Origin of the sequence: Micromonospora sp. NPDC048905 (genome assembly GCF_040649655.1) — a bacterium.
Taxonomy (GTDB): domain Bacteria; phylum Actinomycetota; class Actinomycetes; order Mycobacteriales; family Micromonosporaceae; genus Micromonospora.
Genome location: NZ_JBEZFV010000003.1, coordinates 269,547 through 290,125 on the forward strand (window position 1 = coordinate 269,547; position 20,579 = coordinate 290,125).

18 protein-coding genes and 1 riboswitch are annotated in these 20,579 nt (G+C 72.7%); of the genes, 9 read left to right on the forward strand and 9 right to left on the reverse strand.

All coding sequences use genetic code 11. The features are described 5' to 3' along the window. The first annotated feature begins 140 nt into the window (after positions 1-140). Entirely contained in the window at positions 141-1,814 is a 1,674-nt protein-coding gene (gene paaN, locus AB0C01_RS09425; RefSeq protein ID WP_357570827.1) for a phenylacetic acid degradation protein PaaN, read from the forward strand. A gap of 179 nt (positions 1,815-1,993) precedes the next feature. On the opposite strand, the gene AB0C01_RS09430 is transcribed toward paaN, so the two are convergent. Continuing rightward, positions 1,994-2,524: a GNAT family N-acetyltransferase gene (locus AB0C01_RS09430; RefSeq protein WP_357253722.1), complete on the reverse strand. Its 531-nt coding sequence runs from the start codon at positions 2,522-2,524 to the stop codon at positions 1,994-1,996. A gap of 282 nt (positions 2,525-2,806) precedes the next feature. On the opposite strand from AB0C01_RS09430, the gene AB0C01_RS09435 reads away from it, so the two are divergent. Continuing rightward, entirely contained in the window at positions 2,807-3,010 is a 204-nt protein-coding gene (locus AB0C01_RS09435; RefSeq protein WP_088950422.1) for a cold-shock protein, read from the forward strand. Positions 3,011-3,485: 475 nt separating this feature from the next. Beyond that, a complete protein-coding gene (gene groL / locus AB0C01_RS09440; protein ID WP_357570828.1) occupies positions 3,486-5,114 on the forward strand; it encodes a chaperonin GroEL in 1,629 nt (542 codons plus the stop codon). A 56-nt stretch (positions 5,115-5,170) separates the two neighbouring features. Here the strand turns inward: groL and AB0C01_RS09445 are convergent, their stop codons facing one another. The 3 genes from AB0C01_RS09445 to AB0C01_RS09455 form a co-directional block, all read right to left on the reverse strand. Then, complete coding sequence (locus tag AB0C01_RS09445; RefSeq protein ID WP_357253725.1) at positions 5,171-5,419, reverse strand: hypothetical protein; 249 nt, start codon at positions 5,417-5,419, stop codon at positions 5,171-5,173. Positions 5,420-5,497: 78 nt separating this feature from the next. Next, the gene (locus AB0C01_RS09450; protein ID WP_357570829.1) at positions 5,498-6,433 is read right to left on the reverse strand and encodes a GNAT family N-acetyltransferase; all 936 of its coding nucleotides are present in this window, start codon (positions 6,431-6,433) and stop codon (positions 5,498-5,500) included. A 40-nt stretch (positions 6,434-6,473) separates the two neighbouring features. Next, complete coding sequence (locus AB0C01_RS09455) at positions 6,474-9,008, reverse strand: S8 family serine peptidase (protein ID WP_357570830.1); 2,535 nt, start codon at positions 9,006-9,008, stop codon at positions 6,474-6,476. A gap of 225 nt (positions 9,009-9,233) precedes the next feature. Here AB0C01_RS09455 and AB0C01_RS09460 point away from each other — a divergent pair, with 225 nt between their 5' ends. Beyond that, positions 9,234-11,051, forward strand: a complete 1,818-nt coding sequence (locus AB0C01_RS09460; RefSeq protein ID WP_357253969.1) for a glycerol-3-phosphate dehydrogenase/oxidase — start codon at positions 9,234-9,236, stop codon at positions 11,049-11,051. 88 nt (positions 11,052-11,139) lie between these two features. After that, a complete protein-coding gene (locus tag AB0C01_RS09465; RefSeq protein ID WP_357253730.1) occupies positions 11,140-11,673 on the forward strand; it encodes a hypothetical protein in 534 nt (177 codons plus the stop codon). Between the two features lie 40 nt (positions 11,674-11,713). Here AB0C01_RS09465 and AB0C01_RS09470 read toward each other — a convergent pair whose 3' ends face one another. Next, entirely contained in the window at positions 11,714-13,114 is a 1,401-nt protein-coding gene (locus AB0C01_RS09470) for an FAD-linked oxidase C-terminal domain-containing protein (RefSeq protein ID WP_357570831.1), read from the reverse strand. A 68-nt stretch (positions 13,115-13,182) separates the two neighbouring features. On the opposite strand from AB0C01_RS09470, the gene AB0C01_RS09475 reads away from it, so the two are divergent. Next, positions 13,183-13,473, forward strand: a complete 291-nt coding sequence (locus tag AB0C01_RS09475; RefSeq protein WP_357570832.1) for a DUF4031 domain-containing protein — start codon at positions 13,183-13,185, stop codon at positions 13,471-13,473. On the opposite strand, the gene AB0C01_RS09480 is transcribed toward AB0C01_RS09475, so the two are convergent. Then, positions 13,439-14,101, reverse strand: coding sequence for a metal-dependent phosphohydrolase (locus tag AB0C01_RS09480; RefSeq protein ID WP_357570833.1), 663 nt, complete (start codon positions 14,099-14,101; stop codon positions 13,439-13,441). The genes AB0C01_RS09475 and AB0C01_RS09480 overlap by 35 nt on opposite strands. Before the next feature lie 139 nt (positions 14,102-14,240). Here AB0C01_RS09480 and AB0C01_RS09485 point away from each other — a divergent pair, with 139 nt between their 5' ends. Next, positions 14,241-15,443 (forward strand): FUSC family protein, encoded by a 1,203-nt coding sequence (locus tag AB0C01_RS09485; RefSeq protein ID WP_357371064.1) that lies wholly within the window; start codon positions 14,241-14,243, stop codon positions 15,441-15,443. Positions 15,444-15,458: 15 nt separating this feature from the next. Here AB0C01_RS09485 and AB0C01_RS09490 read toward each other — a convergent pair whose 3' ends face one another. After that, positions 15,459-16,724 (reverse strand): aminotransferase class V-fold PLP-dependent enzyme, encoded by a 1,266-nt coding sequence (locus AB0C01_RS09490; protein ID WP_357570834.1) that lies wholly within the window; start codon positions 16,722-16,724, stop codon positions 15,459-15,461. Between the two features lie 46 nt (positions 16,725-16,770). Then, positions 16,771-16,891: riboswitch (SAM riboswitch) on the reverse strand. A 23-nt stretch (positions 16,892-16,914) separates the two neighbouring features. Between AB0C01_RS09490 and AB0C01_RS09495 the strand changes: the two genes are divergently transcribed. Further along, positions 16,915-18,396: a PrsW family intramembrane metalloprotease gene (locus AB0C01_RS09495; RefSeq protein ID WP_357253740.1), complete on the forward strand. Its 1,482-nt coding sequence runs from the start codon at positions 16,915-16,917 to the stop codon at positions 18,394-18,396. Between the two features lie 25 nt (positions 18,397-18,421). Here AB0C01_RS09495 and AB0C01_RS09500 read toward each other — a convergent pair whose 3' ends face one another. Next, positions 18,422-18,589: a hypothetical protein gene (locus AB0C01_RS09500; RefSeq protein ID WP_357253742.1), complete on the reverse strand. Its 168-nt coding sequence runs from the start codon at positions 18,587-18,589 to the stop codon at positions 18,422-18,424. 93 nt (positions 18,590-18,682) lie between these two features. Further along, complete coding sequence (locus tag AB0C01_RS09505; protein WP_355027574.1) at positions 18,683-19,021, reverse strand: co-chaperone GroES; 339 nt, start codon at positions 19,019-19,021, stop codon at positions 18,683-18,685. A 106-nt stretch (positions 19,022-19,127) separates the two neighbouring features. On the opposite strand from AB0C01_RS09505, the gene AB0C01_RS09510 reads away from it, so the two are divergent. Then, positions 19,128-20,492: an AI-2E family transporter gene (locus AB0C01_RS09510; RefSeq protein WP_357253743.1), complete on the forward strand. Its 1,365-nt coding sequence runs from the start codon at positions 19,128-19,130 to the stop codon at positions 20,490-20,492. Positions 20,493-20,579: the final 87 nt, after the last annotated feature.

Here is a 20,579-nt window from a genome sequence, read left to right on the forward strand (position 1 = left end):
CGCGGTTACCCGCTGCCGGCCCGGGCAACCCCGGTGCTGTCGGGCATTGGCGCTACTGCTCGCGGACCGGACTGCGGCATGAGTCGCTGTCGGGCATTCGCGCTACTGCTCGCGGACCGGACTGCGGCATGATGGCGGGCATGACGGAGACCCCGCAGCCCCTGTACGACAGGCACGCCGACACCCTCAACCGTGCGCTGACCGCGATCACGGAGCGGGGCTACTGGTCCGCCTATCCCGAATCTCCCAGCCCCCGGGTGTACGGCGAGACCGCCGCCGCCGACGGCAAGGCCGCCTTCGAGGCGTACCTCGGTGGTGACTTCCCGCTCGACCAGCCGGGCACCGGCGCTCGGGTCGCCACCGAGACGAGCCCGTTCGGGGTGGAGTTGGCGGTGCGTTACCCGCACGCCGGCCCCGGCGAGCTGATCGACGCCGCCTCCGCCGCGCTGCCGGCCTGGCGCGACGCCGGCCCGCAGGCCCGCGTGGGGGTCTGCCTGGAGATCCTCGACCGGCTGCACAAGCACATCTTCGAGCTGGCCAACGCGGTGCAGTTCACCAGCGGGCAGGCGTTCGTGATGGCCTTCCAGGCCGGCGGCGCGCACGCGCTGGACCGGGCGCTGGAGGCGCTGGCGTACGCGTACGCCGAGATGACCAGGCACCCGGGCACGGCCGGCTGGGAGAAGGCCGCCGGCAAGGGCGACCCGCTGCGGATGACCAAGACGTTCCACGTGGTGCCGCGTGGGGTGGCGCTGGTGATCGGCTGCAACACCTTCCCGACCTGGAACTCGTACCCGGGGCTGTTCGCCTCGCTGGTCACCGGCAACCCGGTGCTCGTCAAGCCGCACCCGCGCGCGGTGCTGCCGCTGGCCATCACCGTGAAGTACGCCCGGGAGGTGCTGGCCGAGGCCGGGTTCGACCCGAACCTGATCATGCTGGCGGCCGAGGCGCCCGGTGAGAAGCTCGCCAGCGACCTGGCCCTGCACCGCGCCGTGAAGATCGTCGACTTCACCGGCTCCACCGAGTACGGCGACTGGCTGGAGACGCACGCCCGGCAGGCGTCGGTCTACACCGAGAAGGCCGGCCTCAACACGGTCGTCATCGACTCCACCGACGACTTCGCCGGCATGTGCCGCAACCTGGGCTTCACGCTGACCCTCTACAGCGGTCAGATGTGCACCACCTCGCAGAACATCCTCATCCCGGCCGGCGGCATCGAGACCGACCAGGGGCACAAGAGCTTCGACGAGGTGGCCGGCGGGATCGCCGCCGCCGTCGGCAAGCTCACCGCCGACCCGGCCCGGGGCGTCGAGCTGACCGGCGCCATCGTCAACGACGGGGTGCTGGAGCGGCTGGCCGAGGTCACCAAGGTGGGCGAGCCGGTGCTGGAGTCACGGGCCGTGGCCCACCCGTCGTACGCCGACGCGGTGGTGCGTACCCCGACGATCGTGAAGCTGACCCCGGACGACGCGGAGACGTACGGCCGGGAGTGGTTCGGGCCGATCTCGTTCGCCATCGCGACCGACTCCACCGCGCACAGCCTGGAGCTGCTGTGCCGCACGGTCGGCGAGAAGGGCGCGCTCACCGCGGGGGTCTACTCCACCGACGAGGCCGTGCTGGACGCCACCGAGGCGGTCGCGGTCGAGGTCGGGGTGCACCTGTCCTGCAACCTGACCGGCGGGGTCTTCGTGAACCAGTCGGCGGCGTTCTCCGACTTCCACGGCAGTGGCGCCAACGCGGCGGCCAACGCCGCGCTGACCGACGGGGCGTACGTGGCCAACCGGTTCCGGATCGTGCAGTCGCGGCGTCACGTCTGATTTTTAGTTGCGGTTGGGGTTTCCGGGGGGAGCCCACCCGCTCCAGGCGGTCAGGCTTGATCCTTCCGCGGGCGGGCTCCCCCCGGAAACCTGTTGTGGGCAGGCTGTCCTCAGGCGCTGCCGGCTTTGGGGCAGCAGCACCGGGGTTTTGCCGTGGGATGGGTTTCCGGTTTTCGGGGTTAGGCGGGGCGGCGCATTTGTAGTTCGGTCAGTGCGGGGATGGTGGGGTGGGGGACGCGTACCCCGGTGTCTTTGAAGCCCAGCCGTTGGTAGGCGCGGTAGGCGCGGTCGTTGCCGACCACCACCTCCAGCAGCAACTCCCCTCGGCCGCAGGCGCGTGACCAGGCGGCCACCCCGTCGATCAGCTCACCGAGCAGCCCGTGCCCCCGCCAGGCCGGCGTGACGTAGACCGCGTAGATCACGGTGAGCCCGGGTTCGCCCGGGGAGACCGTGCCACCGGCGTGTCCGACGAGCCGGCCACCCGGGTCGGCGATGAACTGCGCGTTGCCGGGGCCGGTCGCGGTGTACGCGACCCGGGCGGCGAACTCAGTGTGCGGCCGGGCCGCCGCGTCCGCCAGGGTCTCCAGGAAGGCCAACGGTGCGTCGGCGAGCATCTCCAGACGCAGTGCCCGCATCCGGGCGGCGTCCTCCGGCCGGACCCGGCGGATCTCCGCCCGCCGGAGGGCGGTCGCGCCCGTGTCGGTGGTCATGCCCGCATGCCTATCACAGCGTCGGTGGCCGTCACGGCCGAGCTGTGTACGGCAGTCGCCGCCCTGGATCCGGTGGCCCGAAACCCGACCGACCAGCGCAATCGGAGCGCCCCAGAGCATGCCCGATTTGTGGCCGTGCGCGGCGCTGACTCCTCGTGTAGCGTGCGATTTCGGTCACCTTTTTCAATGGTCGCCATCGATCGCTGAGGTGGTGGCCGGTCGGCGTCCGGCCGTGCCGTGCGCCAGGTCAGGCAACACCGCGCATAGTGAGGGAAGTGCACCGTGGCACAGGGCTCCGTGAAGTGGTTCAACGCCGAAAAGGGCTATGGCTTCATTGCCGTCGACGGCGGTCAGGACGTCTTCGTTCACTTCTCCGCGATCGAGATGGACGGCTACAAGGCGCTGGACGACGGCCAGCGGGTGGAGTTCGAGATCGCCCAGGGCCAGAAGGGCCCGCAGGCCGAACACGTACGCGTCATCGCCTGAGTTTCCCTCCTCGATCGGCCCCGCGCGTCTGGGCCGCGACGCGGGCGCACCGCGGTCGGGGCGGTGGCGGTGATCGGGGTCACCGCCGTACCTGCCTGCCGGCCCACCTTGCCCAGTTGATCGGTCTGCTGGTGACGTACGTCGAGCGGCGCGCCCATGAGGCGCCGGTGAACACTGCCGGACTGGCCGCGGAACTCGGCTGAGCGGCCCCATCGTGCTTGCACTCGCCAGGGGAGAGTGCTAAACAAGTCATTGGCACTCGCATACCGCGAGTGCCAGCGGTCGGGACGGTGGGGCCAGGTTGCACCGGCGTGGAGACGCCGGGGCGACACATGGCCGGTCGTCGCGGGCTATCCGGCCCGGCCGAAGGACGTCGTCGTCGCCAGGTGGCGACGTCCCAAGGTGCGTACACCAGGCGGCCCATCCGGGGCACACAACTCGGGTGGCCCGTGAGTGTCCAGGAGGACAACGCCGTATGGCCAAGATGATCGCTTTCGACGAAGAGGCGCGCCGCGGCCTCGAGCGGGGCATGAACCAGCTCGCCGACGCCGTAAAGGTGACCCTCGGCCCGAAGGGCCGCAACGTCGTGCTCGAGAAGAAGTGGGGTGCCCCCACCATCACCAACGATGGTGTGAGCATCGCCAAGGAGATCGAGCTCGAGGACCCGTACGAGAAGATCGGCGCTGAGCTGGTCAAGGAGGTCGCCAAGAAGACCGACGACGTTGCCGGTGACGGCACGACGACGGCGACCGTCCTGGCCCAGGCCCTGGTTCGCGAGGGCCTGCGCAACGTGGCCGCTGGCGCCAACCCGATGGCCCTGAAGCGGGGCATCGAGGCCGCCGTCGCGAGCGTCTCGGAGGAGCTGTCCAAGCTCGCCAAGGACGTCGAGACCAAGGAGCAGATCGCCTCCACCGCCTCCATCTCCGCTGGCGACAGCACCGTCGGCGAGATCATCGCCGAGGCGATGGACAAGGTCGGCAAGGAAGGCGTCATCACCGTCGAGGAGAGCAACACCTTCGGGCTGGAGCTGGAGCTGGAGCTCACCGAGGGTATGCGCTTCGACAAGGGCTACATCTCGGCCTACTTCATGACCGACCCGGAGCGTATGGAGGCCGTCTTCGACGACCCGTACATCCTGATCGCCAACAGCAAGATCTCGTCGGTGAAGGACCTGCTCCCGATCCTGGAGAAGGTCATGCAGTCGGGCAAGCCGCTGCTGATCATCGCCGAGGACCTGGAGGGCGAGGCCCTCGCCACCCTGGTGGTCAACAAGGTCCGTGGCACCTTCAAGTCGGTCGCCGTCAAGGCGCCGGGCTTCGGTGACCGCCGCAAGGCCATGCTGACCGACATCGCCATCCTCGCCGGTGGCCAGGTCATCAGCGAGGAGGTCGGCCTCAAGCTCGACGCCGCCAGCCTCGACATGCTGGGCCGCGCCCGCAAGGTCGTGGTGACCAAGGACGAGACCACCATCGTCGACGGTGCCGGTGACGCCGAGCAGATCCAGGGCCGGGTCAACCAGATCCGGGCCGAGATCGACAAGAGCGACTCCGACTACGACCGGGAGAAGCTGCAGGAGCGGCTGGCCAAGCTGGCCGGCGGCGTTGCGGTCATCAAGGTCGGCGCGGCCACCGAGGTCGAGCTCAAGGAGCGCAAGCACCGCATCGAGGACGCCGTTCGCAACGCGAAGGCCGCCGTCGAGGAGGGCATCGTCCCGGGTGGTGGCGTCGCGCTGGTGCAGGCCGGCAAGACCGCCTTCGACAAGCTCGACCTGGTCGGCGACGAGGCCACCGGTGCGAACATAGTCAAGGTGGCGCTGGACGCCCCGCTGCGGCAGATCGCCGTCAACGCCGGCCTTGAGGGCGGCGTCGTGGTGGAGAAGGTCCGTAACCTCGAAGCGGGTCACGGCCTCAACGCCGCCAACGGCGAGTACGTCGACCTGCTGGCCGCGGGCATCATCGACCCGGCCAAGGTGACGCGCTCGGCGCTGCAGAACGCCGCGTCCATCGCGGCGCTCTTCCTCACCACCGAGGCCGTTGTCGCGGACAAGCCGGAGAAGACCCCGGCTGCCCCGGCTGGCCCGGGTGGCGGGGACATGGACTTCTGAGTCCAGTTCCGACACCGAACGGGGCGGGCCGCTGACGCGGTCCGCCCCGTTCGTCGTCAGGTCGGCAGTGGGCGCTGATTGCGCCGCTTCTGTGCCCGGTTGTACGGCGGAAGCAGTTTGATCGGCGCGTCCACCATCTCCCGTGGCTCCTCGACGACCGCCGACTCGCCGTCGGTGGTCATCTCGGCCAGTTGCTCGGCGTCGCCGTAGTCGAGCCGGTCGAACGGCACGTGACCGGGGAGTTCGCCTACCGGTTTCCAGGTGATCGGCGGGCCGTCCTCGGTCTGGTCGTCATCCGTGGTCATGGCTGCCTCCTCTACCAAAACGGTAGGGGGCGTCGATGGCCGACGCGGGCGAATGAGGCAATGCCCCTTTTGCCCCGGTTACGCCACCGGCAGGGTTCGCCGGTACAGGAAGAAGACCCGTTCGATCCGGGCACCCGCGCTGCCCGAGTAGAACGGCACCGGCCCCACCCAGCCGATCTCCGCCCGGGTCAGCCCCGCCGCCTGCTGATCCCGCAGGCACCGCCGCAGCAGCACCCCGCCGATGCCCGACCCCTCGGCTGCCGGCGCGGTGCCCATCGGCCCGAACCAGCTCGGCCGGGACGACCCGTACGCGGCGAAGCCGAGCACCTCGCCGTCCCGCTCCGCCAGGTGACAGCCGGCGCCGTCGCGCCCCACCGACCCGACCAGCTCACCGTCCCACGTACCGCCGAAGGTGGACCTGGCGAACGCGGTCAACGCCGGCAGGTCCGCCGGCTCCGCCCGACGTACGGTGACGCCCTGACCGGCCAGCCGCCGCTCCGCCGCCTCGGTGGACCGCAGGGCCGGCGACCCGTCGTACGACAGGTCCGCGGTCATGTTCCAGGCGGTCCGGTCCTGCTGGTAGCCGAGCGCGAGGGCGGCGCAGACCGCAGGCGTGTAGCGGACGTCGATGCCGGGCCACGCGTAGTACGGCGGGTTGCCGGCCAGCAACACCTCGGTCGCTCCGCGCTCGGCCAGCGCCTGCTCGGCCGACCGCAGCAGCGCCCGACCGACGCCCCGGCGGCGGTGCTCGGGCAGGACCGCGACCAGGTCCACGTGCCCGACACCCGGCTCGATCGCCGACACCGAGCAGAGCAGCACCCCGACCAGGTCCACACCCCGGTACGCGCCCAGCCCCACCACCGAACGGTCGGCGGCGGCCCGGGGCCAGAGCACGTCCACAATGGGGGCCGCCTCGGCGGCGTCCTCGGGCAGATCGAGGGCCTGCTCGCAGAGCCGCGCCACGGCGGGGGCCAGGTCGGGGGTCAGTTCGGTGACGGTGATCTCGGCGTCCATGGTCGCCGACCCTAGATCACCGGGTGCCGGTCCGGGTACCTCACCGCCGGGCGGCCTGGACGGCCGCGTACGCGTCGACCTGGCCCGAGCCGGTGACGTTGGAAGGACCCCCGCAGGCGTCGGCCGGGTTGTCGGAGCGGTAGGTGGGTGTCGCCGCCGTCGCGGTGTCCCGCAGGATCTGCCGGGTACGGTCCACGTCGCCGACCAGCGCCGGGTTCGCCGACCACATCAGCGCGACCACGCCCGCCACCTGCGGGGTCGCCATCGAGGTGCCGTCCAACGCCGCGTACGTGCCGCCCGGCATCGCCGACACCACACCCACGCCCGGGGCCAGCACGTCCGGCTTACCCGGGCCACCGGGCGCCGGCCCGCGCGAGGAGAACTCCGCGACCCGGCGCTGCCTGTCCACCGCGCCCACGGTCAACACGTCCGCGTACGGTGCCGGCGGGTCGTCGATGGACGCGCACCACGGCCCGGTGTTACCGGCCGCGGCGACCACGAAGATCCCGGCGGCGTCCAGCGCGGCTGTGGCCGGCCGCAGCACACCCCTGTCGCAGCCCTCGATCGGCGGGCAGCCCCACGAGTTGGTGAGCACCTGCGGGGCGCGCTCCGGACGGCCGTCGGTGAACGGGTCGCCGCCGACCGGGAAGGGCGCCAGCATGAACTGGAGACAGTCCAGGTAGTGCGCGGGGCTGCCGAGGTTGCGGTCCAGGTTGACGCAGCCCACCCACTGCGCGTCCGGCGCCACCCCGATGCCGTCCCGCCCGACGGCGCTGCCCACCGTGTGGGTGCCGTGCCCGCCCTGGTCGGTCGGGCTGCGGGTGCCGTCCCACGGGTCGTACCAGGAGTCGTCCCCGCCACGGAACCCGGGCCGCAGCGCCGGATGGGTGCCGTCCACGCCCGAGTCGGAGCTGCCGACCACGATGCCGGTGCCGGTCACCCCGAGCTGGGACCACACCCGGTCGGCGCCGATCTGGCTGATGTTCCACTCCGGCCCGGAGGGCTTGGGCGCGGTGCCCCGACTCTGCCCCGCCGGGGCGGGCAGCGGCCGCAGGCGTTGGCTGACCAGCACCCGGGCCACCTCGGGGCGACGGGCGAGCCAGGCTCGCACCGCCGGGCCGCCGTCCACCTCGACCGCGTTGACCAGGTAGTACGAGATCGGGTCGAGTCGTAGTCGACTCAGCCCCCGGACCAGGTCGGCCTGGCTCTGCTCGGCGGTCGTCACCAACCGCCGGTAGACCTCCGCCGCGCGGGCGTCCCGCCCGGCCCGACCGGGCTGCCCGGCCGGTAGACCCGTCAGGTCGGCCTGCGCGCGCAGCACCACGAACAGCCGCTCCCCGTACAGGCCCGGCTGGCCGGGGCCGAGGTCGACCACGCCGAACGTCACCAGCAGCACCACGGCTGCCACCGCCGCGACCCGACGGCTCGGGGTGCGTGCCGTCGGCCGAGCGAGCAGCACCGCGTACCCGATGGCGACCAGGACGGCGACGGCGAGCCCGGCAGCGGCGGCGGCCGCCACCCAGAACGGGACGTCGCGGGTCCCGACCAGCAGCAGGGTGATCTCTTCCGGGTCGGTGAAGGCCAGGGGGCCGAGTGCGGCCAGGCCCACCAGCCAGCCGGTCGCCGATCGGCCGGCGCGCGCGGCGTCGGCCGGGTCGGCGGCGGGCCGCCACGTCGCGGCCCAGAGCGCGGCCAGGGCGAAACCCACAGGTGGCAGGGTCAGCAACGCGGGCAACTGCGCGCCGGACTGGCCGGCGCCGGCGGCGACCAGCAGCAGCGCCACCCCGGCGACCAGACCGCCGACCAGCACCAGCCGAGCCGGCCGGGGTGGCCGGCCGACCGCGAACCGCGACCAGAAGGTGGCGTCCAGCAGCGTCGCGGCAAGCCCCCCGAGCGTGGCCGCCGCCAGGAGCGCGAGCGCGGTCTCCAGGAGCCCGCCGAGCGCGCCCAGCCAGGCCCACGGCAACAGCAGCGCCACCCCGGCGGCGACCGCGAGTAGCGGAACGGGACCGGGTCGCCGCAAACGCCCCACCGGCCCCGCGCTCCCGAGGGTCTCGGTCCGTGCGGCGTCGCGGTCTCCGGTGGGCTCGGTCCGTGCGGCGTCGCCGTCGTCGGTGGGTGCCGGGCCGCCGACCGAGCCGGCCGGTCCGGGGTACGCCCGCCGGCGCGCCGACCAGCGCACGGCGAGTGTGCTGAGCGCCGCCACGCCGGTCAGGGCGGCGAGGTACGCCTCGTGGTGCACCGGCGGCACGACCCGCAGCAGCGTCAGCACCCCGAGGACGAGTGTGCCGATCAGCCAGACCCGCCCGGTGGCCCGGACCGTCGCCGACCTGGGCAGCTTGGCCAGCAGCACGGCGGGCGTGCCCGCCAGCACGACGGTGGCCAGGCCGAGCACCGGCCAGAGCCAGGCGATCCGGTCCCGTCCGAAGCCCAGCAGCAGTTGATCGGTGAGCCAACCACCGGTCTGGGTGGCCACGGTGACCGCAACCGTCCAGCAGCCGACGAACACGGCCGCGACCACCGGCCACGGGGAACTGCGGTCGCTGACTCCGGGGTACGCAGGGTGACCGTGCATCCGAGAACCTTACGACCACGACGAAGGATTTCGACCCGGCCGTCGCGTTGTGGGCCGACCCCGTCCGCGGCGCACAGGCGTGGACCGGACCGGCGTGGTCCGTTCGGGGACGGGGCAGCGAGGCGTGTCGCGGGCGACACGTCGCAGGTAGACGCCGTACGGAGCGGGCGGCGAATGTCGACATGCCGGCGCGGCGGTTACGGTGGAAGGGTGCGTGACCCCAGTATCTCCCGATCCGTCGCCGGTCAGCTCTCGCCGATCCGCCGTGCGTCCGACCTGCGGCGACTGCGCGCCGAGCGCTTCGACGTGCTGGTCATCGGTGGTGGGGTGACCGGTGCGGGTGCCGCACTGGACGCGGCGTCCCGGGGCCTGAAGGTGGCCCTGGTCGAGGCGCGCGATCTCGCCGCCGGTACCTCCAGCCGGTCCAGCAAACTGATCCACGGCGGCCTGCGCTACCTGGAGCAGTTGGAGTTCCACCTGGTCCACGAGGCGCTCACCGAGCGCGGCCTGCTGGCCACCCGGCTCGCGCCGCACCTGGTGCGCCCGGTGCCGATCATGGTGCCGCTGCCGGCCGGACGGGGCCTGCGGGACCTGCCGGCCCGGATCTTCCGCCGCTCGTACTACGGCGCCGGGGTGGCCGCGTACGACGTCTTCGCCGGGGTCTTCGGCGGTGGCCGGGGCATGCCGCTGCACCGGCACCTGACCCGGGAGGGTGCCCGGAGGATCTTCCCGAGCCTCCGGGCCGACGCGGTGTCCGGCGCGATCCGCTACTACGACGGGCAGGTCGACGACGCCCGGCTGGTCGTCACCCTGGCCCGCACCGCGGCCAGCCTCGGCGCCACGGTGGTGAGCAGCGCCCGCGCCGTCGGGCTGATCCGGCAGGCACGCGAGGTGACCGGCGTACGCGTCCGGGACCTGGAGGCGCCGGCGGGCTCACCCGACGCGGAGTTCGAGGTGCATGCCCGTACCGTCATCGCCGCCACCGGGGTGTGGAGCGACGACATGTCGCGGATGCTCAACGACGTGGGCCTGCGGCCCGGCGTCCGGGTGCGCGCCTCCAAGGGGGTGCACCTGGTGGTGCCCCGCTCGGCGATCACCGGCGAGACGGGGCTCATCCTGCGGACGGCCAAGTCGGTGCTCTTCGTCATCCCGTGGGGCGGGCACTGGATCATCGGTACGACGGACACCGACTGGCGGCTGGACCGGTCCCACCCGGCTGCCTCGGCCCGCGACATCGACTACCTGTTGGAGCAGGTCAACACGGTGCTGGACCGGCCGTTGACCACCGCCGACATCGAGGGGGTGTACGCCGGGCTGCGGCCACTGCTGGCCGGCGAGGCCGACTCGACGTCGAAGCTCTCCCGTGAGCACGCGGTCTTCGAGCCGATGCTCGGGCTGCTGCTGGTCGCCGGTGGTAAGTACACGACGTACCGGGTGATGGCGTCCGACGTGGTCGATCGGGCCGCCCGGCGGCTCGGTGGCGCTCGCTCGTCGCGTACGGCCGATCTGCCGTTGCTCGGGGCGGACGGCTTCCCGGCGATGTGGCGGGACCGGGCCGATCTGGCCCGCCGGCACGGTGTGCCGGTGGGCGTGGTGGAGCATCTGCTGGAGCGGTACGGCACCCTGACCCTGGACCTGTTGGCGCTTGTCGACGCCGATCCGCTGCTCGCGTCTCCGCTGGCCGGCGCTCCGGAGTACCTGGCGGCAGAGGTCACCTATGCGGCGCGCGCCGAGGGTGCGCTGCACCTGGAGGACGTGCTGACCCGGCGGACCCGGATCTCGTTCGAGACCAGCCACCGGGGGTTGGAGTCGGCGGAGCACACCGCCGAGTTGATGGGCGCGGTGCTCGGCTGGGACGCGGCCACCCGGGCTCGGGAGGTCGAGCACTACCGCGCTCGGGTGGAGGCGGAGCGGCAGTCGCAGTTGATGCCGGACGACGCCGCGGCGGACGCGGCCCGGCTCGGTGCTCCGGATGTCCGGGGTTATGCGGCCGATCGGGGTGGCGGTGACGATCAGGCTGAGCTGCGGCCGTCCACTAGGTGACGAATTGTAACGTTACTGGTTGGTAACCATCGATACCGGCCCGGATGGTGGTTTCGAACGCTACCTACGGTGGGGTAGGTTTCCGCGCGTGCTTCCCCGCGCGCACCCTCGTCTGCTACTACCGGTCGTCGCCGTCGTCCTCGGCGGCGCACTGACCGGGTGCTCGCTGTTCGACCGGGAGCCACGGGGCACTCCGGTGGCAGAACCGACGTCCTCGGCGGGTGGCGGCGCGCAGCTGGAGATCCCCGCCACGGTCGCGGTCGGCCAGGTCAGCCTGATTCAGCGGCTCGGCGAGGACGGCCCACTGCGCACCCTGAGTGTCGAACGCGACGGCGCGTGGCAGTGCCTCGACTGCGCCGGTGACGGGGTCACGTCCCGGGGCACCCTGGCCCCGGAGTTGACCGAACGGCTCCAGGTGCTGCTCGCCAACCCGGCACTTGCCGACGAGACCGATCAGGTCCGGAGATACCGCTCCACCTGCATCGACGCGCTCACGTCCAGCCTGCTCACCTCGACCGGGCTGATCACTTCGCAGGACTGCCCCGGCGAGGAGCGCACGCCGGTCGCCGGGGAGATCCTGCTGCTGCTCACCCAGGCGACCCCGGCCGAGATCAAGGGCTGACCCCGGGCCAGTTCAGGTCAAGGGCTGTTCCCCGGCCAGCTCAGAGCACCTTGCCCGGGTTGAGCAGACCGGCCGGGTCCAGCGCCGACTTGATCGCCTGGTGCACCCGGACGCCGACCGGCCCGATCTCCCGGGCCAGCCAGTCCCGCTTGAGCAGCCCCACCCCGTGCTCTCCGGTGCAGGTGCCGCCCAGGTCCAGACCGAGCCGCATGATCTCGTCGAAGGCCCGCCGGCCCCGCTGCACGCTCGCCGGGTCGGCCCGGTCGACCACGATGTTCGGGTGCATGTTGCCGTCCCCGGCGTGCCCCACCACGCCGATCGGCACCTCGCACTCCACGGCGATCCGGGCCACCCCGTCCAGCAGCGCGGCGAGCGAGCCGCGCGGCACCGCCACGTCGTCGATCACCAGACCGCCGATGCCGCCCGGGTAGGCGTCGGCCGCGAACTTCTCCATCGCCGGATGGGCCAGTCGCCGCGCCTGCAACAGCGCCGCCGCCTCCACCGCGTCGGTGGCCGCGTAGACCTCGTCGGCGCCGGCCGCCGTGCAGACCTCGGCCAGGCTGGCCAGGTCGTCGGCGGCCCGGGGGCCGGTGTCCGCGGCGGCCAGCAGCAGGGCCTGGGCGTCGGTCCGCAGCCCCATCGGCTGGTACGCCTCGATCGCCCGCAGATGGGTCTGGTCGAGCAGTTCCAACAGGCTGGGGGTGAGCCCACGGGCCGCGATCTCGGCCACCGCAGCGCCGGCCGCCGCTGTCGATCCGAAGACCGCCACCAGGGTCAGCGACTCGGCCGGGGCGGGCCGCAGCGCCACGGTCACCTCGGTGATCACGCCGAGGGTGCCCTCCGAGCCGACGAAGAGCCGGGTCAGGTCGTAGCCGGCCACGCCCTTCGCCGTCCGCCGGCCGGTGCGCAGCACCTCACCCGAGGCGAGCACCACCTCCAGGCCGAGCACGTACTCGGTGGTCACCCCGTACTTCACGCAGCACATGCCGCCGGCGTTGGTGGCCACGTTGCCGCCGATCGTGGACGACTCCCAGGAGCCGGGGTCCGGCGGGTACCAGAGCCCCTGCCTGGCCACCGCGCCGGCCAGCGCCGCGTTGACCACCCCCGGCTGGACCACCGCGATCCGGCTCACCGGGTCGATCTCCCGGATCTCGTCCATCGCGACGGTGCTCAGCACCACCGCGCCGTCCACCGCGTTCGCCGCGCCGGCCAGCCCGGTCCGCGCGCCCTGCGGCACCACAGGTACGCCGTGGTGCGCCGCCGCCCGGACCACCGCGACCACCTGTTCGGTGGTGCGCGGACGGGTCACCACGAGCGGGGTGCCGGCCGCGCACAGGTCGGCCTCGTCCCGCTGGTGCATGCGCAGCAGGTCCGGGTCGGTGAGCACGGCGTCGGCACCGAGCGCGGCGCGGAGATCGTCCAGGAGCGTGGTGGGGGCCATGCAGCCGAGGCTAGGTCGCCGGCCGGCGATCATCAACGTGATCAACTACGCGAGATAGCTTGGACGTCATGCTCTACCTGGACCGGCCGGCCTGGCCGTGGCGCGGTCGGCTCTGGTCACACCTGATCAGTGACGTCTCGTACGCCGAGCTGCACGCCTTCGCCGAGACTCTCGGCGCGCCCCGCCGCGGCTTCGACCGGGACCACTACGACATCCCCGCCGACCGGTTCGCGGCGGCGGTGTGGCTCGGCGCCCAGGTGGTGCCGAGCCGGGAGCTGGTCCGGTTGCTCCGCGCCGCCGATCTGCGCCGCCCGAAGCACCTGGTCAGCCCGCGCCCGTCGGCGGCCCCGCAGCGGTGAGGGTGGCCAGTTCCCGGCGTACGTTGCCCCGGGCGGGCTCCTCCCAGCGGGCCGCCAGCGGCGGCAGACGAAACAGCGCGGGCAGCGCCAGCAGGCCGCCGAGCACCGCCGCCCGCCCGGCCCGGAAGGCCGGCTCCGGCACGTGCGCGTACTCCCGTCGGATCGCCGTCGCGTACCTGTCGTAGGTCGCCGGGGGCGCGGCCAGCACGGCGAGGTCCGCGTCGCAGAGCAGCGCGCCGTCCCGATCGTCCGGACCCACGACGTGCCCGGCGGTGAGCAGCACCAGCCGACGTACCTCGGCCGCCGTGGGCGCCGGCACCCCGAGCCCGCCGAGCACGCTCTCGGCCAGCGCGGCACTGTCCTGTTCGTTGGCGTCACCGCCGGCCCGCGGGTCGTAGACCGCGTCGTGCCACCAGGCCGCCAGCCGGACCAGGTCGGCCCGGTCAGCCAGCTCGGCGTGCTCGTCCACCACATCGAGCACCGCCGTCAGGTGGGCCACCGTGTGGTAGTGCCGGTGCGGCTCCCGCCACCTGTCGAGCAGCCGTTCGCCGGCCCGCGTCCACCCCGCGTCCGGCGTCGTACCAGCACCCCGGGCTGCCGCCCGCCACCGCTCCAGCAGATCGACCACCGGCCGAGTCTGCCGCATCCGGGCACGGCGCGCGACGCGGAAGGATTCAGCGGGCCTGTCCCGGGTAGTCGCGCCCATGGCCGTGGCCCGGGACAAGCGACCACCAATGGTGCGACGTACCGCGCTGCGCGACGGGCTGGTGGACGTCGACGGCGCACGGATCGCCGAGGCCACCGAGCAACTGCGCGACCGCGGCCGGGCCACCCTGCACGACCGGCTGCACCGGGTACGGATGGCCGGCGGGCTGGCCGTGCAGGCGGGGCTTGCCGCCGGGCTGGCGTACCTGATCTCGCACAAGGTGCTCGGCAACCCGCAACCGGTCTTCGCGCCGATCTCCGCGGTCGGCACCCTCGCCGCGTCGGTCGGCCAGCGGTTCCGCCGGACCATCGAGCTGATCGCCGGGGTGGGGATCGGGGTGGCCATCGGCGACTTCCTGATCTACCTGCTCGGCACCGGGGCCTGGCAGCTCGGCCTGGTGGTCACCGTCGCGATCCTGTTCACCATCTTCGCCGGCGCGAGCGTCGCCATCGTCATCCAGGCGGCGGCCACGGCGGTGCTGATCGTGACGCTGAGCCCATCAACCCAGAATCTGGAGATCCCTCGCTTCGTGGACGCCTTCCTCGGTGGCGGCGTCGCGCTCCTGGTGACCGCCGTGCTGCTGCCGCTGAATCCGCTCCGGGTGATCAACCGGGCCGCCCGGCCGGCGCTGGACCTGCTCGCCGCCCAGCTCGACGCCACCGCGGACGGGCTGCGCAACCGGGACCGCGCCGGCGTCCAACGGGCACTGGACCGGCTGCGCAACAACAAGGAGGAACTGGCCACGTTGGCCGAGGCGATCGAGGGGGCGAAGGAGACCGCCACCCTCTCGCCGGCCCGCTGGCACCGCCGCAGCGAGCTGATCCACTATGCGGAGGCGGCCGACCCGATCGACCGGGCGATGCGCAACACCGGCACGCTGATCCGCCGGTCCGTCACGTTGATCGAGGACGACGAGCCGGTACCCGATCCGATGCCGGACGCGATGGGCCACCTCGCCGAGTCGGTCCGGCTGCTCAAACACGAGTTCGCCGCCGGCGAGGAACCGGAGAAGGCCCGGGAGCGGTCGCTGCGCGCGGTCAGCGAGGCGGGTCGGGCGTACGGCGCCGGCGTCGGCTTCTCCGGCAGCGTGGTCGTCGCCCAGATCCGGACCACCGCCAGCGACCTGCTGGTGGCCTCCGGGATCGAACAGGAGGAGGCGAACCGGTGGATCCGCACCGCCTTCGGGGAGCAGGAGCGGCCGGTCGGTGAGCCGGCCGAGCCGGGCGAGGCGCCGAAACCGCCGACCGCCCCGCCCGTCGGCTGACCGCGGCCGCGCTCCTCAGCCCAACTCGGCGAGCGCCGCGAGCAGCCGGTCCACCTGCTCGACGGTGCTGCCCAGGCCGAGGCTGGCGCGCAACGCCGTGGGCGGCAGGTCCCGTCGGCCGGTACGCCCCGCCGCCTCGGCGAGCAGCCGCCGGGCCAGCGGGTGGGCACAGAACAACCCGTCGCGCACGCCGATCCGGTGCGTGCTGGCCAGCCGCGCGGCCACGTCGGCGGAGTCCCAGCCGGCGACCACGAACGAGACGATGCCGACCCGCGGCGCGTTCGGGCCGAAGGTGCGCAGCTCCACCACGTGCGGCAGCGCCTCGATGCCGGTCCGCAGTCGCGTCAGCAGCGCCTGCTCGTGGGCGGCCAGCGCATCCCGGTCGGCCCCGCCGAGCGCCGTGCACACGGCCGCCAGCGCGACCGCGCCGAGCAGGTTCGGTGTGCCACCCTCGTGCCGGGCCGGACCGGTTGCCCAGGTCACGTCGTGGGTGGCCGGGCCGACGTGGCTGGTGGCGCCCCCACCCGCCAGGTACGGCGGGGCGGCGTCCAGCCAGTCCGCCCGGCCGATCAGCACGCCCGCACCGAACGGCGCGTACAGCTTGTGGCCGGACACGGCCAGGTAGTCGACGTCCAGCGCCAACAGGTCGACCGGGGCGTGCGGGGCGAGTTGTGCGGCATCGAGCACGATCCGGGCACCGTGCCGGTGCGCCACCCGGGCCAGCTCGGCGACCGGCCACCGCTCACCCGTCACGTTGCTCGCACCCGTCACCGCGACCAGCACCGGCAGCGCCGGGTTGCTGCCCCGGCGCAGCTCGGTGAGGGCGGCGGCGAGGTCGCGTACCGCCCCGGCGGGATCGGCCGGCACCGGCAGCCGTACCGAACCGCGGGGCCAGGGCAGCAGGTTGGCGTGGTGCTCGCCCGCGAAGGTGACCACCGTGGTGCCGGCCGGCAGCGACCGCGCCAGCAGGTTGAGCGCGTCAGTGGTGTTGCGGGTGAAGATCACGTGATCGTCTGCCCGGGCGTTGAAGAAGTCACCGATCGTCTGCCGGGCCTGCTCGTACGCGAGGGTGCAGCGCCGCGACAGCGCGCCCGCGCCGCGATGCACGCTGGCGTACCAGGGCAGCAGTTCGGCCACCGCGTCGGCCGCGGCCCGCGCGCAGGGTGCGCTCGCCGCGTAGTCCAGGTTGATCTCACCGGGCACGCCGAGGACGTCCAGCGGCACCGACGCGGGCGCGACGGTGGGCAGGGTGGGCAGCGAGGGAACGAGGGTGACGGGCACGCCGGAACCTCCGGGGTCAGGGACCCCGGGTGCGGCATCGGGACGGGGTCCGCGCTTGCCCAGCACACCGATCGGGCTGGGCCCGGTCATCACCCGGGGCACCCCACCGCGAACTCGACGAGGGTTGCCGGCCAGCAAGCCGGGGCTGAACGCTGGCACTCGTGACCTGCGGGCAGCATAGCGGCAACCGATGCGACCGGACCAGCCGGCGGCGGATGGCTACGCTGACCGCATGGCCGACACCCCGCCCGGTACGCCCCTGCCGTCGCCGCCCGCGCCCGTGGCTCCGTCCGTCGGCGGAGCGCCCCGGATGCCGCTGCGCCGGCTGGGCTGGCGGCGGTTCTTGGCGTTGGCCGGGGTGGTGCTGCTCATCGCCGCCTGCGCGGTGTTCATGGTCTTCAGGCTCGGCCAGTCGCTCGGCGCGCAGGCACTGCTGATCGGGGTGGCCGCCGCCATCCTGCCGGTGCCGGTGCTGGTCGCCTGCTTCCTCTGGCTGGACCGGTACGAACCGGAGCCGTTGAAGTATCTGATCTTCTGCTTCGCCTGGGGAGCATTCGTCTCCACCGCCGCCTCGCTCACGGTCAACGAATTCGCCGCCAACCGGTTCGCCGCCTGGGGGCTGCCCGACGCGCTCACCGGCGTGCTGGTGGCGCCGTTCATCGAGGAGTTGACCAAGGCGCTGGGCCCGATCCTGCTGCTGGTGTTCCGGCGACGGGAGTGGTCCGGGATCACCGACGGCCTGGTCTACTGCGGGCTGTCCGCGGTCGGCTTCGCCATGGTGGAGAACATCCTCTACCTGGGTGGGCTGGGCTACGCGTCCGGAGCCGACCGGTACGGTCCGGTGACCGGCGTCAACCAGGTCATCTCGATCTTCATCCTGCGGATCCTGCTGTTCGGGTTCGCCCATCCGCTCTTCACCTCGATGACCGGTGTGGGGCTGGGCATCGCGGCGCGGACGGCCGACCGGCGGGTCCGGGTGCTCGCCCCGATCGCCGGCCTGCTGCTGGCGATGATGTTGCACGGCACGTGGAACCTGCTGCCCACGCTTACCCAGGCCACCGGCGAGGCGTTGATCATGCTGTACGGCTTCCTGGGCCTGATGGTGCCGGTCTTCTTCGGCATGGTGGGTTTCGCGGTGTGGTTGCGCGCCTGGGAGGGGCGGCTCACCGAGCGGACCCTGCCGGACTACGTCCGCGCCGGTTGGCTGAGCCCACCCGAGGTGGCGGCGCTGAGCAGCCTCGGCCGGCGGCACGCGGCCCGCAGTTGGGCGCGGCGGGTGGCCGGCGACGCCGGGGTGCGGGCGATGCGCGGCTACCAGTCCGCCGCCACCCGACTGGCCCTGCTGCGCGACGGCTCGCTGCGCGGCCTGGACCGCAAGCCCGCCGACCAGGAACGGACCGCGCGGGAGGAGCGGGAGCTGCTGGACGCGATGAACGCGTACCGGTCGTTCTTCGTCGGCCGGGACCCGCAGGCCCCGACGGGGGTCTGGGACGGCAGCCGCTACCACCTGCGCTTCCCGGACGGTACGCAGCGGCCGGTGGAAGCGCCGGACGACCCGGTGGTGCCGATCCCGGTGGTGCTGGCCCCCGCGCCACCGCCTCCGGTGGGCTACGCCCCGCCCGGTTGGCCCGGCCCGCGCTCGGCGGCGCCGTGGCCCACGGGACACCCCTGACGGCAGGCGCCCCCGGCCGGCGGCCTCACGTCATCAGCGAGGTGAGGAAGTCACCGAAGCCCTGGAACATCGCCATCAGCGCACCACCGATGGCCTTGAAGATCTGCGCGGCGCCGTCCGGCCGGAAGGCCATGAAGTAGATCAGGAACGCAACACTGCCCCAGGTCAACAGCTTCTTCACGAATACTGGCATCGTCCCTCCCCAGGGCCACGGTCGCCGGATGGCTTCCCGTCGTGCGGCCGGGCAAACGATGCGCGGCGCGGCCTGCTGGCCGGGGGAGGTGCGTCAGAGGTAGAGGCCGGTGGGGTCGTTCTCGATCCGCTCGGCGGCCACCGCGTGCACGTCGCGCTCCCGCAGCAGCACGTACCCGCGGCCGTGCAGCTCGACCTCGGAGCGGTCGTCGGGGTCGAAGAGCACCCGGTCGCCGGACACGATGGCGCGCACGTTCGGCCCCACCCCGACCGCCGTGGCCCAGGCGAGGCGCTTACCGACCTGGGCCGTCGCCGGGATGACGATGCCGGCGGTGGAACGGCGCTCGCCCTCGCTGCCCTCCATCCGCACCAGCACTCGATCGTGCAGCAGGCGGATCGGCAGGCCGGCGTCCAGATCATTGTCCGCGGTCACGCCGCAGACGCTACCGTGTGGCCGACGACGGGTCCGCCGGTGGTTACGCCGGTGGTGGTCGGGGCATTGTGTGGCGGAACTGCCCTACGGTGTCCGGAACGGACGTATGCTGTCCGACCTGTCGCTGTGGGCGGGCCGGTTTAACTGCCAGGAGGTGCGCTTGAGCCGCTTCGAGCGGGTACGCGGGCGGCTTCGTCGCGCCTACCAGTCACGACAGGAGTCGGCCCCCGCCGACGAGGGCATTTCGCCCGACGAGTTGGGTGACGTGTCGGACGCCGCACGGGTGGCGTCGCCTGCCGTGCCGGGGCCGACCGCACCGCCGACGGCCTCGGTCTTCGGCGCGGAACCTCCGGTGGACCTGCACAGCTCGACCTCCAGCCGGGACGACGCCGACGTCCCGCACGGGCTGCGGATCGCCGCCGCCTGGTGCTGGCGGCTGATCGTGATCGGTGTGGTGGCCTGGGCCCTGCTCAGGATCGTCAGCACCGTCAAGATCGTGATCATTCCGCTGGCCATCGCGCTGCTGCTCTCCGCGCTGCTCGCGCCGGCGGTGGGCTGGCTGCTGCGGGCTCGGCTGCCCCGGTCGCTGGCGACGGCGGTGGTGCTGGTCGGCGGTCTCGCCGCGGTGATCGGCACGCTGACGCTCGTGGTGAACGAGTTCATCCGAGGTGTGCCCGAGCTGAGCGAGAAGTCCTCGGAGGGCGTCCGGCAGATCCAGAACTGGCTGAAGACGGGCCCACTGCACCTCTCCGACACGCAGCTCGACCGCTACATCGACGAGGCGCAGGCCTGGATCAACGACAACACCTCCAAGTTCACCAGCGGCGCCCTGAGCACCGCCGCCACCCTGGCCGAGGTGCTGACCGGCACGCTTCTGGTGCTCTTCGCGACGTTCTTCTTCCTGCGCGACGGCAACCGGATCTGGCGCTTCCTGGTCCGGCTGCTGCCGGTGGCCGCCCGGTGGAAGGTCGACGACGCGGGCCGCGCCTCCTGGCACACGCTCGGCGCCTACGTGCGCGCGACAGTTCTGGTGGCCTTCATCGACGCGGTCGGCATCGGCATCTTCCTGGTCGTCTTCGACATCCCGTTCGCCTTCCCGCTGGCCGCGCTCGTCTTCCTCGGCGCGTTCATCCCGATCGTCGGCGCGGCGCTCTCCGGTGGCGTGGCGGTGCTGGTGGCACTCGTCGACAGCGGCCCGGGTATCGCGTTGATCATCCTCGGAGCAGTGATCCTCGTGCAGCAGGTGGAGGGCCACATCCTCCAACCGCTGATCATGGGACGAGCGGTCGCCCTCCACCCGCTCGCGGTGATCATCGGCATCGCCGCGGGTGTCGTACTCGCCGGCATCACCGGAGCGCTGGTCTCCGTGCCGCTCATCGCGGTGCTGAACACCGGGGTCCGCCGGCTCGCCGCCCGCAGGGTCCCGGACACCCCGCCCGACGCGGTGGTCGTCGCCTCCCAGGCACCCTGACCCCGCGCCGTCCCAAGATCACGCACGATCGTGGAAACAGTGGCCTCCCCGCTCGGGGAGGCCACTGTTTCCTTGTTGTAGCGCGAT

What these genes read in the sequence shown, in the direction of transcription:
- AB0C01_RS09470 (WP_357570831.1), bottom strand. Translation starts at nt 13,114, where the DNA reads ATGGCCCCCACCACGCTCCTGGACGATCTCCGCGCCGCGCTCGGTGCC.
- groL (WP_357570828.1), top strand. Translation starts at nt 3,486, where the DNA reads ATGGCCAAGATGATCGCTTTCGACGAAGAGGCGCGCCGCGGCCTCGAG.
- AB0C01_RS09450 (WP_357570829.1), bottom strand. Translation starts at nt 6,433, where the DNA reads ATGGACGCCGAGATCACCGTCACCGAACTGACCCCCGACCTGGCCCCC.
- AB0C01_RS09475 (WP_357570832.1), top strand. Translation starts at nt 13,183, where the DNA reads ATGCTCTACCTGGACCGGCCGGCCTGGCCGTGGCGCGGTCGGCTCTGG.
- AB0C01_RS09445 (WP_357253725.1), bottom strand. Translation starts at nt 5,419, where the DNA reads ATGACCACGGATGACGACCAGACCGAGGACGGCCCGCCGATCACCTGG.
- AB0C01_RS09430 (WP_357253722.1), bottom strand. Translation starts at nt 2,524, where the DNA reads ATGACCACCGACACGGGCGCGACCGCCCTCCGGCGGGCGGAGATCCGC.
- AB0C01_RS09455 (WP_357570830.1), bottom strand. Translation starts at nt 9,008, where the DNA reads ATGCACGGTCACCCTGCGTACCCCGGAGTCAGCGACCGCAGTTCCCCG.
- AB0C01_RS09510 (WP_357253743.1), top strand. Translation starts at nt 19,128, where the DNA reads ATGCTGTCCGACCTGTCGCTGTGGGCGGGCCGGTTTAACTGCCAGGAG.
- AB0C01_RS09495 (WP_357253740.1), top strand. Translation starts at nt 16,915, where the DNA reads ATGCGACCGGACCAGCCGGCGGCGGATGGCTACGCTGACCGCATGGCC.
- AB0C01_RS09500 (WP_357253742.1), bottom strand. Translation starts at nt 18,589, where the DNA reads ATGCCAGTATTCGTGAAGAAGCTGTTGACCTGGGGCAGTGTTGCGTTC.
- paaN (WP_357570827.1), top strand. Translation starts at nt 141, where the DNA reads ATGACGGAGACCCCGCAGCCCCTGTACGACAGGCACGCCGACACCCTC.